Here is a 15,576-nt window from a genome sequence, read left to right on the forward strand (position 1 = left end):
TAATACCTTTTTACACTGGAGAAGTAATAAGCTCAGACCGTGAAGAATAGTTGCGGCTCAAGCGGCGAAAGAAAAGAAGTGAGAACAGCATCAATAGAATGCATGCAAAACCAGTGATATAAGAAAATTTCTGGGTAAATTCTAGCCAGTTTAGATTTTGTTGCGTGAATGTTTTATACAACATAACGCCAATACTACCCATATAACCCGAGCTATCTGCCAGATAAATGACAAAACCTGCATTACCCAGGCTTTTAGTACAAGCGACCAGACGTTCAAATAACAGGCAGTTAAACGGAACATAGCCGATATAAAGGCCGATGTTAATTACGATCATCCAGGTAGCCCCGGCAATAACATTGGACTCAAATGCGAGAGTTGCGATAATACAGGTCGCGCCTCCAGTCGCTATTAACAACTGATTGAGCTGTAATGCACGGTAGTTGTTGCGTATAAAAATAAGCAGTGCTAGGAAACCTAATACTACCAGTGCCACAGGCAAACTACTGGTCAGGAAAATCTGCGGTACTTCACCGTATCCCAAAGCTTGCCAAAGTTCTGCAGCAAAATTATCGGTAAAATCACGAAACGCTGTTAGGAATACATAAGTTACTATTAAGGCTGCCAACCCTAAGTTGGTTTCTTTAACAAAACTCCAGCGCATTTCAGGGGTCATCGGAACTCGTTGTTTGCGTGCGCGGATGTCTGCTTGGTTGGGTTGAGGGGTCCTACTAAGTGCGAATGTTGAAAGAACCAGGCCGGGTAAAAATAAAAATCCTACCGTGGCAGGCATCCAGAGTTCTGGTACTTCCCATTCGAGCATTATATATGCAGCAATCGCTTTTACAGCTCCTGAAGAGACGATTAAGCTAACACACAAAATAGCGCCTAATGCCTCAGTGAGACGACGCCCCTCAAGATAGCTAAACACTAGCCCCCACACCATTCCCAGAGGGAGACCATTTAAAAAAAGCATGGCTACATTATAAGGCGCAGGGACCAACGCAAAGATTATCAAGGCTGAGTGGCTGGCAAGGATAAGGAGTATGAGTAACCTGCCTCGCTGTACAGGGCGTAGTTCTGAGACAATCTTAATCCCAATAAATTTTGAAAACGCATATCCCAGTACTTGAGAAATAATCAACGCACTTTTGTAGTCGAGAACAAATTCCCACCCGGAAATGTGGGAATAGGATGCCGCGACAAAGGGTTTGCGAAAAGCATACATGCAGAAATAAGTGAAAAAGGCAGCGATCCCTGAAAAAAGCAATATGAATAGCTCGCAGCTATAAGCTTTGCTGTAAATAGAGGCCCGTCTATTACTGATATTTTCCATACTAGCCAACGTTATTTATTGGTCTAGACCAGATTTTAGTGATTCGTGATGTCACTTTTATGACGCGCCTGGTGAAGTCAGATCATTTTTCTAATGTGTCGGAAAAGATTGCTCAAGATATAGTCAGTTTTTGAGGAAGGGGAATATTCATACTCCTGTTATATAAACGTCATACCTGTGAACTAGGATTCTGGTCTAGTCCAGATATGAAGTTAGGATCGAACAGATTAACACCGTTTCGAAAAAAATCTGCCAGCCGTATTTTGATTTATACAGGGGGATAGAGAATGAAAAATAACAAATTATGGCCTGCAGCAATCGCTTTGCTGGCTGGGCAGACTAATTATGTGTATGCACAGGAAAATAGTGCTACGAACACCCAGGATGGTAGCAGCATAGAAGAAGTAGTCGTACTCGGGCGTATGTTTGATACGGAGTTGCGTTCCCTGGAACTTCAGCGAGAATCCAATCGTATTGTCAGTGTGGTATCGGCAGATGGTATCGGCAAGTTGCCGGATCGTAATGCTGCAGAAGCCGTGCAGAGAGTGTCCGGAGTTTCTATCGAACGTGACCAAGGGGAAGGGCGCTTCGTAGCTGTACGCGGTCTTCCATCCCAGTGGAGTTCTTCCAGCCTTAATGGTCATCGCTTGCCATCTGCTGAAGAAGAAACTACCAGTAGGGCTACGGCTTTTGATTTCTTCCCATCAGAACTGATTGAGCGTATTGAAGTTTCCAAAGCCATTACGGCTGATCAAGAAGGGGACTCCATTGGAGGCAATGTTAACTTTGTTACCCGTACTGCTCCTGAAGAGCGCATTCTGGATATTTCTGTGTCTGGTGGCTATGCCGATAAAGCGGATGGCGATATTAAATCCATGAGTATTCTTTATGGGGATAGAAGTGAAGATGGTAAGTGGGGTTTTCTTGCCAATGTAACCGGATGGAATAGAGATTGGGCAACCGATAATTATGAGCCTCGCCGTAAAGGGGAAGGTATTTATCGGCTGGAGTTACGGGACTACACGGGGACTAGGGATACTCTGGGATTAAACCTGGCTACCGAGTATCGGTTAAATCATGGGGGTAAGTTATTTACTCGCAGCCTGTATGGGACTTTGGAGGATGAGGAGACCCATTATAAACACAGGCTAAGATTCGATAAGGATAGAATGGAGCTTCAGCATATTCACAACACGCTGATTACGCGTATGCAAGGCTTTGAGATTGGTGGAGAGCACTACTTTGGAGAGGATAACCAGCTAAACTGGAGTTTAGCCAGCTATGATAATGAATTCCGTTACGGGAACACACCGAATAGAGGTGATCGTTCATATTTTGTGATGCGTTTTGATCAAACGGATGTTGGTTATATTGGCTTGAGTGAAGATGGTTTGGCCTATAACCGGATCGATGGTGGCACCGATCCAGCAGAAAATATACCTACACACCTTTCCGATGACTTTGCAATGGACCCATCTCAGTCCAGGTTGTCTTGGGTTGAGCTCTATAAAGTATATGTCAATGAAAAAGATAAAATAGTAGCTTCTTTCGACTTTATTTCTGAGCTTACCAGCGAATTGGAATTAAAATTCGGAATGAAATATAGGGATAAAGAAAGGATCTCTGAATTTTCTGATGAATTTTACGCTTGGAATGAAGATAACTTTGGTCCTGCCCCAGTTCTTTCTGATTTTTCTTTATCTGATCAGCCTGGCAGAAGTGAATATTTGTCTGAATTGGATATCGATTACGAGTCACATTTCTCCCAGGTTGCTTCATTGTCCCAATTGGAGAAATTTTGGAATGAAAATAGTAATAAATTTTCATTGGTTACTGAAGAGTCAGCTTTAGTTGATAATGGAGGGGCACTTGGACGCAACTTTAATCTTACTGAGAGACACTTATCCGCTTATGGTATGGGAACTTATGAACTCTCAGATAGGGTCACTTTAGTGGCAGGATTGCGGCTCACTCAGACACGAACCGAAGTGGATAGCCAGGTATTTGTTGCCGGTGAATCTACTGGCGGATATCTTATCCCATTTTTCGGGGATAAGGATTATTTATCCATCCTGCCATCGGCACATCTTAACTATGCACTTACAGAAGATAGTAATATTAGGTTTGCACTAACCAGAACCTTTGCGAGACCAGATTTTGGTGATCTAAATCCAGGTGGCTACTATGCCGAGCATGATAATGAGTTCAAAGGTGGCAATCCAAATCTTGAGCCGACTTACTCCTGGAATTTTGATATGATGTACGAATATTATTACAACAATTCAGGTATATTATCTGCTGGTCTTTTCTATAAAGATATTGCTGATCCAATTTTTACAGATGTGAAAGTGGGAGAGTACAATGGCATTTCTGGGGTTGATATTTATAGCCCGGATAATGGCGATAATGCCTCGCTAAGGGGCTTGGAATTTAACCTGGTTCACAAGCTAGACTTTATGCCAGGATTTCTATCGAACATTGGAGTTTCTGCAAATATTACCGTGATGGATTCAGAAATGCATATTCCGGGCCGTGAGGAGTCTGTACCAATTTCTCGTCAAGCAGATTTATTGCATAACCTCTCTATCTATTATGACGATGGTGCTCTTTCTATTCGTTTGGCTCAAAATCATAAGGGCGAGTATATTGAGGAGCATGGTGCCAATAAAAAAGAAGATCAATACTACGGGGCATATACTAGCTTGGATATGAGTGCAAACTATACGCTGAGTGATAATCTGATTGTCTTTGCTGAAGCCTTAAACCTTACCAATGAACCACTAACTTACTATATTGGTGATAAAGATAGACCTAAACAAGTAGAGTACTACGGGGTTCGTGGACAACTGGGATTCCGCTACAGTTTTTTCTAGTCGAACGTATTACTTTATCGAAAAAACAACTCGCCTATTGTCGAGTTGTTTTTTCGAGTTCGCTTAACTCTCTATTGAAAGTGGGTCACCACGGTTGATTAGTGTTTTGAGGTCTATACCTTTTGGTAAACTTCCACTACTATGAGCTCCTCTAGTTTCTAATCTTGAACGAATAAAAGCATCACTGACAGACTGATTACCAGCTTGTAATAGTAGATGGGTTTGCATTGTAATTGCCATTTGATCAACGATACCCCGTGCCCGGTATTCAAATTGATCTAAGTCGGCAAGTTCTTTCTTTAGAGAATCTATTGCTTTGTCAAACCGGGTATCAATACCAATGCTTGTTGCCATTTCATCTAACCAGTGATTTACCACACTGGGTGTTTTTGTGATAGCCCGTAGTACATCCAGGGCTTGTATATTCCCGGATCCCTCCCAAATGGCATTAATTGGCGCATCGCGGTAGAGGCGGGCAGTGATAAAGTTTTCAATAACTCCGTTACCCCCCAAACATTCCATAGCTTCATAGGCGTGATGTGGGCTGCGTTTACAGATCCAATATTTGCCCACAGCCGATCCCAGCCTGAGTAGCATTTTTTCGTGCTCTTGATCTTCATGGTCCATAGCCAGGGCCATTCTCATTGTTAGGGCGACAGATCCCTCAACCTCTAATTGAAGATCCGCAAGGACATTTTGCATCAGGGGTTGAGCTATTAACTTTTTCCCAAAGGCTTCTCTTTGTGACGTGTGGTAAATCGCTTGCATCACGGCTTGCCGTTGGCCCCCAGAGGACCCGACCATACAATCAAAACGGGTGATTGCGACCATCTTGATAATGGCATTGATTCCTTGGCCCTCCTCACTAAGTAGCCATCCTAAAGCGCCCCGAAACTCGACCTCTGAAGAAGCATTGGATACATTACCTGACTTTACTTTAAGTCTTTGGATTTGCAGTTGATTTTTACTCCCATCCGGACGCCATCTGGGCACTAAAAAACAGGAAAGACCTCCTGGCGCCTGAGCTAAAACTAGAAATCCATCACACATAGGCGCAGACATAAACCATTTATGTCCGAGTAATTCATAAGTACCATCCCCCGTGGGGACGGCTGTGGTTGTATTTGCACGTACATCCGAGCCTCCCTGCTTCTCAGTCATACCCATACCGATAGTCAGAGAGTATTTTTCAAAGTATGGGCGGTTGCTTCCATCGTAACCACGACTGAGGATCTTGGGAGTCCACTCCTCTGCTATCTTGGGGTTTAATTTTATCGAGGGAATAGAAGCAAATGTCATTGTTATAGGACACCCGTGACCCGCCTCGAGTTGGCAATGTAAATAGTACTTTGCGGCTCGAGCTATATTGGCACCATTGCGAGGGGCACTCCATGGGGAGCTGTGTAGTCCCTCCGATAGTGCAAGTTGCATAAGTTGGTGATAGGACGGGTGGTAGCGTACTAAGTCTATGCGGTTACCGATTCGGTCATGACTTTCGAGTATTGGCTTAAACTCATTGGCAGCATAGCCTCGCTCTATCATTTCGGGTCTTCCACAAACCTCGCCATAGCGCTGTAAATCTTCCTCGGCCCAATGTCCCCCATAGAAATGTACTGAATCCCGCAGAGCTTGATCACCGGCGTACAGGTTATGTCCACAGAGAGGCGGAGTTTGATTGTTTACTATGTGAGTAGTTGAGTGGGCTGAGGGGTGAAAGTGATCGCTCATAACCATGGCCTCTACGGTTAACACAAATATACGTTTTACGGTTGGTTTACTTTGTACTGATTTACCAATTTTAAGCTGAAGTTAATGAACACATAGTACCAATATAAAACCATAAAGCAGTTCCTCATTTGATTACTATTTGGGCGCTGATCAATTTTTATGAGGTACATTAAGTGCATGGGTAATTTTTATTTAAATGAAATCTACATATATTTTATTCGAAGCAATATTGCTTTTTTTAACAACAATAGACTTTCTACTTAAAACCAGTTGACTAGGTTGTTTCTCGATTTTTTTGTGTTTTAGCCTATTACGGTGTTTGGATGGATTATTGATACTTAAGAAGGAGTTTTTCATTTGGCTTTAGTAGAACAAAATCTATTAATTGTGTGGATCAGTACAATTTTTTATTGTTTCTTATGCTTTAAAAAGTTTTTTTACTTTATACAAAAGCATGTCCTCTAGAGATGTTAGTTAGTGAAATTGTAGTACCTTTGTATGAAAAAGTGACAATTGTAATATTCGTTGGCACACTTAAGATTGAATTTTTGTTATCTGCTTCACTACCTGTTGCAGTATGTTGGTTGATCGAATAGATTTAGCTCTCAACAAAGATGCTACGGAAAGAAAATAATAAAAAAGTTAGAAGTCGTCAGATAAAATTTTACAAAGGAATGCGTGTTGGGGGAACCCAGATGAATTTGCATAAGGATTATGCACGCCTCAAAGTTGTTTCACCGGATACTGTTTGTAAAGGGCCAGCTATTGCCTTCATGACCTCTTCGGTCAACTTGCAGAGCTCAATTTTTGCGGGACACATTGAGGAGGAGTTTAATACCAGATGTTCTGTCGTACAGCGTACCCCATCTTTTTCTATTGATGGATTAAAAGCTGATTACTTATTGCTTGACTGTGTGGGTCTTTTCAAGTCTGATCTTGATCATCTTTTGAGGGATATTCACACTTCTACAAATCCCCCCAATATTATCCTTTTGAACGTTGATGATGCGAACGAGTTTGACTTTGTCTTGCATTGGGAGAAAGTTTTGGGGTTAATGCCTGCAAAATCTGAACCGGGCGTCATAATGGAGCGGTTAGGCAGGATATTCTCTGGTGAGTATTGGTTTCCCAGAGATGTGTTACATAATTTCCTACGACAGCATAGGCGCCCTAAAAGATGGATGAGATCCTCCACAAATCTTACACAAAGGGAGAGGCAGATACTTGAGCTTATCTGCGACTGTCAAACAAATGCAGACATTGCTGAGGCCTTATGTGTAAGTGAGCACACCGTAAAAAGCCATCTATATAAAGTGTATAAGAAGATTGGCTGTAGGAATAGGTTAGAAGCAAGTAGTTGGGCAAGTCAGAATCTGTGAAATGGAAAAAATTAATTTATTTTTGTTTAATTTTCTCTTGTTGTCTTTTTTTGGTTTTGCATCGGTATCAACAATTTCTCAGGAGTCAGAGTTTTCTGAGAGTGAAGAATCGATTCTCACAGGGTTGGTTATTGATAACACGGTGAGTGGTATAGGGCATGAGTTTACACGCTCTCTTTCTCTGTATATTTCATCCAATTTATCAGATTTTGATTATAACTTGACTGTGCACGAGAGGCCTTCTGCGAGATGGGGGAGCGTTGTGTGGGTAAATTATGAAAATAAAGAAGTATTTAGGACCGTTGTTTATCCAGGTAGAAGACGTTTTGGTCAATTGGTTGAGCAGGCTGTTGCTCAAATAAATAATAATGTGCGACAGCAAAGATTACAGGCCTTGTTTTCGCAAAATTTGGATTTAGCTGGGGAGGAGCTTTAGTGAGGTTTTATTTTTTATTGGCTGCTACTTTTTTGTCTCTCTCTGTTTCTGCGACAGAGCTAATTTATAATCCAATAAATCCATCCTTTGGGGGTAATCCTCTCAATGGTAATTATTTGTTAAATAACGCCAGTGCTCAAAATAGTAAGAAGGATCCTAAAGCAGGTAAATCCCCTTACTCCGATTCATCATCACTTGATAGGTTTACGGATACTCTTGAGTCCAGGTTGTTATCTCAGTTACTTACCGATGTTGGTGATGGGAATAATGGTACTTTGGTAACAGATGATTTTATTGTAAATATACTCGATGTAGATGGTAGCTTAACTATAACTATTACAGATGCTGTCACAGGAGAGATTTCTGAGATTGTAGTCGTTGGCCTGAATCCTCGTAACTGATTTAATTGGCCAACGGAAGGTTTGTTTTTAGGGGTCGTGGTGATGGCGTTGAGAATAATATTTATTTTTTCTATTTTGGTTTTAAGTGGTTGTACATTTTTTCAGGATGCTGGCGAAGCCTTGTTTGGTCCAGGAGAACAAAAAGCCACATTAACGGATCGGATGAGTACTTATGCCGACCTACTGAGTCTGCCATCTCCTAGGGGTAAGATTGTAGTAGCCGTTTATGGCTTTAGTGATCAAACTGGCCAATATAGGCCAGCTCCATCTAGTTCTTTCTCTACTGCAGTAACACAAGGTGCTGCCTCAATGCTTGTTCAAGTGCTCAATGAGTCAGGTTGGTTTGTGACTCTTGAGCGGGAAGGATTACAAAACTTACTCACTGAAAGAAAAATAATACGAGCGGCAATCAAAGAGCAAGAATCTCCACCTCCATTCGAGCTGCCATCCTTAATGTCTGCCAACGTTATGTTGGAAGGCGGAATAGTCGCTTATGACACGAATATTAAAACTGGTGGAGCCGGGGCGCGCTATTTTGGTATTGGTCTCTCTGAACAATATCGAGTAGATGAAGTTACTGTAAATCTGCGTGCAGTTGATGTTAGAAGTGGTAGAGTTTTAAACAGTGTCCTAACAAGCAAAAAAATTCTATCAAGGCAGATACAGGGTGATGTTTATACATTTGTAGAATATAAGCGGTTACTAGAAATTGAAGCAGGAATGACTACCAATGATCCCGCTCAACTTTGTGTTCTTTCTGCTATTGAGTCAGCTGTCATACACTTGATTGCCAATGGTGTAACCAATAATTTATGGGCAATGCAGAATGTTAATGAGTTTCCTAGCTCCGTATTGAGTGAGTATGCAGACGCTACTGTGAAAATTCTTTAGCTTATTTATTTGATTATTATTTTTCTCTTATGTCTGTTGGTAATCAATGGGCGGCCTCTTGCATTTTTTTATTGCGCGGATGGTTTTGTTCTTGTGTTTGAGTGTAAGTTTGTGTAATTTGTGCGGCTTCTTATTTGGCTTATTTATTTTTTAATTAAAATTAATTCCTCATTAAAAGTCTCATACAAAAGTCTTAAGTATTTCTCTCATTCTCTTAAGAAAAATACTCTTTCTTCTGATTTATTGTCCCTTCCTAAATTTCTATAGTTGTCTTGGGTGAGCGAAATCGCTCTAGCTTCAATCTTACTTAGGGAGATTTTGGTGGGCGCTATCAAGGCGAGTTTCTATTGTTTTCTCCTGCTCTTTACCTGTGCTTCCACTGTATGGGCGGGCGATTTGGATGACTACGATGAGCTGTCCTCCGGTCAGGGGGCGCTTGACCTTATGTTACAGCGTGATGAATCTATCACAGGCCAACTGGCTGAAGTTGTTCAGACTGGAGAATTTAATACTGCAGAAGTATCCCAGTTTGGACAATACAACCAGGTTTTTTTGGTTCAGGAAGGCTTTTCGAATGAAGCGGTAATTCAGCAGGCTGGTGAATATAGCTATGCTGCAATTTCCCAGTCTGGTGCTTATAACCAAGCAACAGCCATCCAAAATGGAGTAGATAATATTGCCCTCATTAATCAAGTGGGTAATGCCAATTCAGCCAATATCATTCAAAACGGAGATGGGCTATTTGGATTTGTCGCGCAGTTCGGTGACAACCATGCAGTGCAAGTAGTACAACATGACTAAAGCACTGTTTTCTTTTTGTTCGTATTTGTTTATTTAGTCTGATGGAGATGCATAAATGAAAAAGCTTTCACTTGCTGCTGCGATTGCAATGCTTGTTGGTGCTGGACAGGCCATGGCCGATAGTAACTACGGTGATCAACTGCAGGCTGGCGACAACAATGTTGCTGATATTTATCAAATGGAAGAATCCACCAATAATGCTGCTTACCAGTGGCAGGAAGGTGATGATAACCTTGCTTATGCAAGCCAGTCTACGGCCGATGCCAACTACATTGACCAGACTCAGGTAGGTAATCGTAACTATTCTAATACCAGTCAGCAAAGTCAGAATGACTCCCAAGCCTATACTTTCCAACAGGGTGAGGGCAACCAAGGTGTTATCCATCAGTACTATGGAAACAGAAATACAGCTTACGCCACCCAAATTGGTAGTGAAAACTATGTGCATCTAGACCAATACGTTGATAACGCTGGTGCTGGTGGTGATTCTAGTGACAATACCCTCGATGCAGTTCAAGATGGTAATGACAATATGGCCTTCCTACAGCAAGCCGGTAATGGCAACCTGTTTGTCAGTACCCAAACAGGTGATGGCAACAGTGTTTGGAGCAGCACTTGGTATAGCTCGGCAGATGGCTTCTTAGGTGGTCAGGTCGGTGAAGGTAACGTTGGCTTCGTCTATCAAGGCGGCGTGGAAAACACGGCTAACCTGGTACAGACTGGTGATTTCAACTACTTAGATTTATCCCAGGATGGTGCCAATAACGTTACCACAATTGCCCAGACTGGTACCGGTAACTCCAGTGCGGCTGGTCAATATGGCGATGCCAACGTGATGACTGTCACTCAGAATGACACCAATAACATCGGTGATATGTATCAGTATGGTAACAATAATGATGCAACTCTGGTACAAAATGGTGACCTTAACTGGACTGAGTTCTCCCAGTCTGGGGATCTGAACGTAGCAACTATTGATCAGTCAGGTAGCGCTAACTCTGCCTTCGGTTACACCGACGGCATGGCCAATACGGTAGATATTGATCAGGCAGGTGAGCTTAACCTAGCTGAAATTCACCAGGATATGGGTGAATTTAACTTGATGGTTGTATCCCAAAATGGCTTCGAGCACGGCGCTCACCTGGGGCAATCCGGTAGCGAAAACGCTACTTATGTTACCCAAAATGGTAACTTCAACATGGCGAGTGTCCACCAGATCGGTAACAGTAATATGGCTACAGTTTCTCAAAACTAATACGGCTATATCGATTGTTGTCTGAACCTCTCCCCGTTTAGGGGAGGGGTTTTTTATTGATGGCTTATTAAAATCCAACTCTCACTTGTTTGAGCTGCTTTTTACTAGATACTTCTTTGCCCACTCAAATTAAGTGTGAGCTCCAGGAGGCCATTCCATGGGGACTGATAGGTACTACCCCCCTTAATTGCGGAATCTACAGCTCTGGCTTTTAGTAAAAGGGCTTCCAGCTTTTGGGGCGTTAAACGGGATAAAGCTGCTTGTATGAGTGGTTGGCGTTTTTGTATTCGAACCAATCTGACTAAGGGCTGTCCCTGATTGATTTTCTCGCCTAGTTCTAAAAGTGAGCGTATCTCTCTTGTCAGAGCCCAAAGTACCACCGGTGGCTCAATACCCTCTGCACGTAAACCTTGCAAAGTCTTAATCGCTTTTTCTGGCTCCCCAGCCAGTGCCCTGTCGATTAGGTCAAAAACACTATAGCGAGCGGAGCTGGTAACACTATGTTCCAGCTGTTCAACGGTTATTATTTCACCGTCTTTGTTTAAAAGCTTAAGCTTTTCGATCTCCTGGCTGGCAGCAAGTAGGTTACCCTCTACCTGTTCAGCTAGAATTTTTATGGCTTCTTTCTCGGCGGATAACCCGGTGGCATTCATTCTTTGGCTGATCCAATGTGGCATCTCCTGGGCACTAACTGGCCAAATTTGTACCAACACACCTTCGTGCTCAAGGACTTTAATCCATTTACTATTGAGCTGGGACTTATCAAGTTTGGGCAGAATCAGCAGTAATATTAAATCTCGGCTGGCAAGCCTGGAAAATTCCTGCAAGGCTTTGCTGCCCTTATCCCCTGGCTTTCCACTGGGTGCGCGCAGCTCAATGAGCTTTTTTTCCGCAAACAAAGACATATTTCCGGCAGAGGCAAGTAATAATTCCCAATCGAAATTGTGTTCAGCATGAAGAAGTTCGCGTTCGCCAAAACCGTTTTTTTTCGCTGCCGCACGTATTTGGTCGCAACACTCCTGTACCAGGAGTGGTTCATCGCCTGAGATGATATAGATCGGCGCGAGCCCTTTCCTAAGCTGCTGGGAAAGCTGTTGGGGGTTGATACGCATGGCAGAACTACCTAGTAGCTCTTGTCTTGCAATGGTGCATTGACATCAATACGGCGCAATCGGTTGATCATTCGGCTAATTAGTTCACGGCGCATTTCTGCACGTAAGAGACGTTCTTCTTCCCCTTTACTGACAATTTCTGAAACGTCCCACTCCAATGATCTGTAGACATCGGCCTGGGCTTTATTTAATAGCACTTCGCCACTGTGTGTTCGCACACTATAAATGGCACTGGTAATCAATTCGTACTCAGAAGCTCGACCTTCAGAATCTACAGCAACAGTAAGCTTACGCTCCATTTCTTTGTGAATGGTGAGCAGATAATCAGCCTCAATAGGGGTTGCCGCAACAGGGACTCCACCGTTTTCCAAGAGGCGGCTAATTTCATCGGCAATATCACTGCGTGGATTTTCACTGGAAATATAAATGGAGCTGCCTGGAGGAAAGTTATTTGGGGCTCCGCGTAGGTGCCAACCGCAACTTGCGGTGGTAACAATGGCAAGTAGAAAGACGATACGACGAACGATTATTTTCATAAACAACCTGGCTTTTTTATACCAGTAAACAAGGGTTTTGCAGATACAAGCCGGGAGCATAGTGTTCCCGGCTGTCGTTTGGTTTTTTATTGTGCGGATTTTTTACTTCGCGACAATATTTACCAGTTTGCCCGGTACAACAATAACTTTGCGTACAGTGGCATCGCCGATAAATTTCTGTACATTTTCATTTTCCAGGGCCAGTTTTTCCAGGCTCCCTTTGTCGGCATCTGCCGGTGCATCAAGTTTCGCCCGGACTTTACCATTGACTTGCACAACCAGGGTGATGGACGTACGCACCAGGGCTTTTTCATCCACGGTAGGCCAGGGGGCATCAATCAGTGGAGTGCTATTGCCTAAGACTTGCCACAGTTGGTGGCAGATGTGCGGAGTGACCGGGGCCAGCAGAAGTACCGCTGTTTGCAGTGCTTCCCGTTCTACAGCGAGTCCCTGATCACTATTCCGATCGGCCAGTTTTCCCACTTCATTGAGAAGCTCCATCACTGCGGCGACAGCAGTATTAAAGGTTTGGCGGCGGCCATAGTCGTCGCCCACTTTCTGAATTGTCTCGTGGGTTTTGCGGCGCAGTTGTTGTTGCTGATCGTTTAAGGATTTTTGGTCAACCTGAGTGCTGCAGGTGCCTGTGGCAACATGTGTATGTACGGTCTTCCACAGTTTGCGTAGGAAACGGCTGGCGCCCTCAACGCCGGCATCGTGCCACTCAAGGGTCTGTTCGGGAGGAGCCGCAAACATGGTGAAAAGGCGTACCGTATCGGCACCATACTCTTTAACAGCGGCATGGGGATCGATGCCGTTGTTTTTTGACTTGGACATCTTTACAACGCCACCGGCGATCACTTCTTCGCCAGTTGCGCGCTCAACCGCTTTGATGGGCTTGCCCTTGTCATCGCGCTCCACATCAACATCGGCGGGGTTGATCCAGGTTTTATGGCCATCTTCTTCTTTATAGAAAGATTCGGCTAAAACCATGCCCTGACACAGCAGCTGCTTGAAGGGTTCATCGCTGTTGACCAGTCCCTCATCCCGCATCAGCTTATGGAAGAAGCGTGCATAGAGGAGGTGCAGGATGGCGTGTTCGATACCACCTACATACTGGTCGACAGGCAACCAGTAGTTGGCGCGATCAGGGTCGAGCATACCTTCTTCAAAATCCGGGCAGGTATAACGGGCGTAGTACCAGCTGGATTCCATAAAGGTATCGAAGGTATCTGTCTCGCGCTCGACTGGCATGCCATTGAGTTCGTCCTTGCGCCACTCAAGGTCGGCTTTAATGGGGGATTGAACTCCATCCAGCTCCACATCTTCCGGCAGCAAAATGGGCAGCTTATCGGCCGGCACTGGGATTTCGCCACCATCTGCCAGGTTGAACATGGGGATAGGTGCTCCCCAGTAGCGCTGCCGGGACACGCCCCAGTCACGTAAACGGTAATTGGTGGTTACCCGCCCCTTGCCAGCGGCGATCAGCACTTCAGAAATTGCGGTGAAGGCGCCTTCAAAATCCAGGCCATCGAAATTGCCAGAATTCACCAGCTTGCCTTTTTCAGTGAAGGCTTCTTTGTCCAGATCAATCTCCTGGTCATTGGCGGGAGCAATGACCTGGGTCATTGGCAACTGGTATTTGTGTGCAAACTCCCAGTCGCGTTGATCGTGAGCGGGTACGGCCATCACGGCACCGGAGCCGTAATCCATCAGTACATAGTTCGCTATCCAGACAGAGACCTCCTCCCCGCTGATGGGGTGGATGGCCTTAAGGCCGGTATCCATGCCTTTCTTGTCCATGGTGGCCATGTCGGCTTCGGATAGGGATTGCTTTTTGCACTCTGCAATAAATGTTTTCAGCTCCGGGTTAGACTCTGCTAACTCCAGCGCAATAGGGTGTTCTGCGGCGAGGGATACATAGGTGACACCCATCAGAGTGTCTGGGCGGGTGGTGTATACATCGAAATGATCCATCCCAGCCACGGTGGTGGGCAGCTTAAAACTCAACTCCACGCCGCGACTCTTGCCAATCCAGTTGCGTTGCATGGTGCGCACCTGCTCTGGCCACTCCGGCAGCTTATCCAGATCTTCGAGAAGTTCTTCGGCATAGTCGGTGATCTTGATAAACCACTGGGCCAGCTCGCGTCTTTCCACAGTGGTACCGCAGCGCCAGCAGGCTCCATCTTCAACCTGCTCGTTGGCGAGCACTGTCTGGTCATTGGGGCACCAGTTTACCGCGGAGTTTTTCTTGTAGACCAAGCCCTTTTCATAGAGGCGGGTGAAGAACCACTGCTCCCAGCGATAATAGGATGGTTGGCAGGTGGCCAGCTCGCGGGACCAGTCGAAGCCAAAGCCGAGGGCTTTCAACTGTCCCTTCATATAATCGATATTGGCGTAGGTCCACTTTGCCGGTGCGGTTTTATTTTGAATGGCGGCATTTTCTGCCGGTAGGCCGAAGGCATCCCAGCCCATGGGATGCAGGACATTTTTGCCCTGCATACGCTGGTAACGGGATATGACGTCGGTAATGGTGTAGTTACGCACGTGGCCCATGTGCAGCTTGCCGCTGGGGTAGGGGAACATGGATAGGCAGTAGAACTTTTCCCTGCCGGTATCTTCCTGAACCTCAAAGCTTTTCTCTGTCTCCCAGAATTCCTGGGCGGAAGCTTCGACTGCGGAGGGGTTGTACTGCTCTTCCATTGATTGGGGACCTATACTCGTGATCAAATTTTGCGGGGAAAATATTCGGTGTTTTAGTGGGGCAGCACGAGATCGGCAAGCAAAAGGATTGATTGCGATCAAGGACTTTCCCCTAAGCATCTATTAGG

12 protein-coding genes are annotated in these 15,576 nt (G+C 44.6%); 7 read left to right on the forward strand and 5 right to left on the reverse strand.

The window, feature by feature from the left end; translation table 11 throughout:
• Positions 1–10: 10 nt before the first annotated feature.
• Complete coding sequence (locus tag LC073_RS02785; protein WP_226643153.1) at positions 11–1,336, reverse strand: DUF5690 family protein; 1,326 nt, start codon at positions 1,334–1,336, stop codon at positions 11–13.
• 287 nt (positions 1,337–1,623) lie between these two features.
• Between LC073_RS02785 and LC073_RS02790 the strand changes: the two genes are divergently transcribed.
• Positions 1,624–4,209 (forward strand): TonB-dependent receptor, encoded by a 2,586-nt coding sequence (locus LC073_RS02790; protein ID WP_226643155.1) that lies wholly within the window; start codon positions 1,624–1,626, stop codon positions 4,207–4,209.
• Positions 4,210–4,272: 63 nt separating this feature from the next.
• On the opposite strand, the gene LC073_RS02795 is transcribed toward LC073_RS02790, so the two are convergent.
• Complete coding sequence (locus tag LC073_RS02795; protein ID WP_319004703.1) at positions 4,273–5,943, reverse strand: acyl-CoA dehydrogenase family protein; 1,671 nt, start codon at positions 5,941–5,943, stop codon at positions 4,273–4,275.
• Positions 5,944–6,632: 689 nt separating this feature from the next.
• Between LC073_RS02795 and LC073_RS02800 the strand changes: the two genes are divergently transcribed.
• From LC073_RS02800 to LC073_RS02825, 6 genes are all read left to right on the forward strand, one after another.
• Positions 6,633–7,316, forward strand: coding sequence for a helix-turn-helix transcriptional regulator (locus LC073_RS02800; RefSeq protein WP_226643159.1), 684 nt, complete (start codon positions 6,633–6,635; stop codon positions 7,314–7,316).
• A gap of 1 nt (position 7,317) precedes the next feature.
• A complete protein-coding gene (locus tag LC073_RS02805) occupies positions 7,318–7,752 on the forward strand; it encodes a curli production assembly/transport protein CsgE (RefSeq protein ID WP_226643161.1) in 435 nt (144 codons plus the stop codon).
• On the forward strand, positions 7,752–8,153 hold the full coding sequence (locus LC073_RS02810; RefSeq protein WP_226643163.1) for a curli assembly protein CsgF: 402 nt from the start codon (positions 7,752–7,754) through the stop codon (positions 8,151–8,153). The genes LC073_RS02805 and LC073_RS02810 overlap by 1 nt, the downstream gene beginning before the upstream one ends.
• Before the next feature lie 42 nt (positions 8,154–8,195).
• Positions 8,196–9,044 (forward strand): CsgG/HfaB family protein, encoded by an 849-nt coding sequence (locus LC073_RS02815; RefSeq protein ID WP_226643165.1) that lies wholly within the window; start codon positions 8,196–8,198, stop codon positions 9,042–9,044.
• Positions 9,045–9,365: 321 nt separating this feature from the next.
• A complete protein-coding gene (locus tag LC073_RS02820) occupies positions 9,366–9,845 on the forward strand; it encodes a hypothetical protein (RefSeq protein WP_226643167.1) in 480 nt (159 codons plus the stop codon).
• A 55-nt stretch (positions 9,846–9,900) separates the two neighbouring features.
• Positions 9,901–11,100 (forward strand): hypothetical protein, encoded by a 1,200-nt coding sequence (locus LC073_RS02825; RefSeq protein WP_226643169.1) that lies wholly within the window; start codon positions 9,901–9,903, stop codon positions 11,098–11,100.
• Positions 11,101–11,204: 104 nt separating this feature from the next.
• Here LC073_RS02825 and holA read toward each other — a convergent pair whose 3' ends face one another.
• The 3 genes from holA to leuS all read right to left on the reverse strand — a co-directional run bounded on the left by holA (position 11,205) and on the right by leuS (position 15,448).
• On the reverse strand, positions 11,205–12,212 hold the full coding sequence (gene holA, locus LC073_RS02830) for a DNA polymerase III subunit delta (protein ID WP_226643171.1): 1,008 nt from the start codon (positions 12,210–12,212) through the stop codon (positions 11,205–11,207).
• 11 nt (positions 12,213–12,223) lie between these two features.
• Positions 12,224–12,748 (reverse strand): LPS assembly lipoprotein LptE, encoded by a 525-nt coding sequence (gene lptE, locus LC073_RS02835; RefSeq protein WP_226643173.1) that lies wholly within the window; start codon positions 12,746–12,748, stop codon positions 12,224–12,226.
• A gap of 102 nt (positions 12,749–12,850) precedes the next feature.
• Positions 12,851–15,448, reverse strand: coding sequence for a leucine--tRNA ligase (leuS, locus tag LC073_RS02840; protein ID WP_226643174.1), 2,598 nt, complete (start codon positions 15,446–15,448; stop codon positions 12,851–12,853).
• Positions 15,449–15,576: the final 128 nt, after the last annotated feature.

It is taken from the genome of Microbulbifer variabilis, from assembly GCF_020524905.1.
In the GTDB taxonomy this organism is placed as follows: domain Bacteria; phylum Pseudomonadota; class Gammaproteobacteria; order Pseudomonadales; family Cellvibrionaceae; genus Microbulbifer; species Microbulbifer variabilis_A.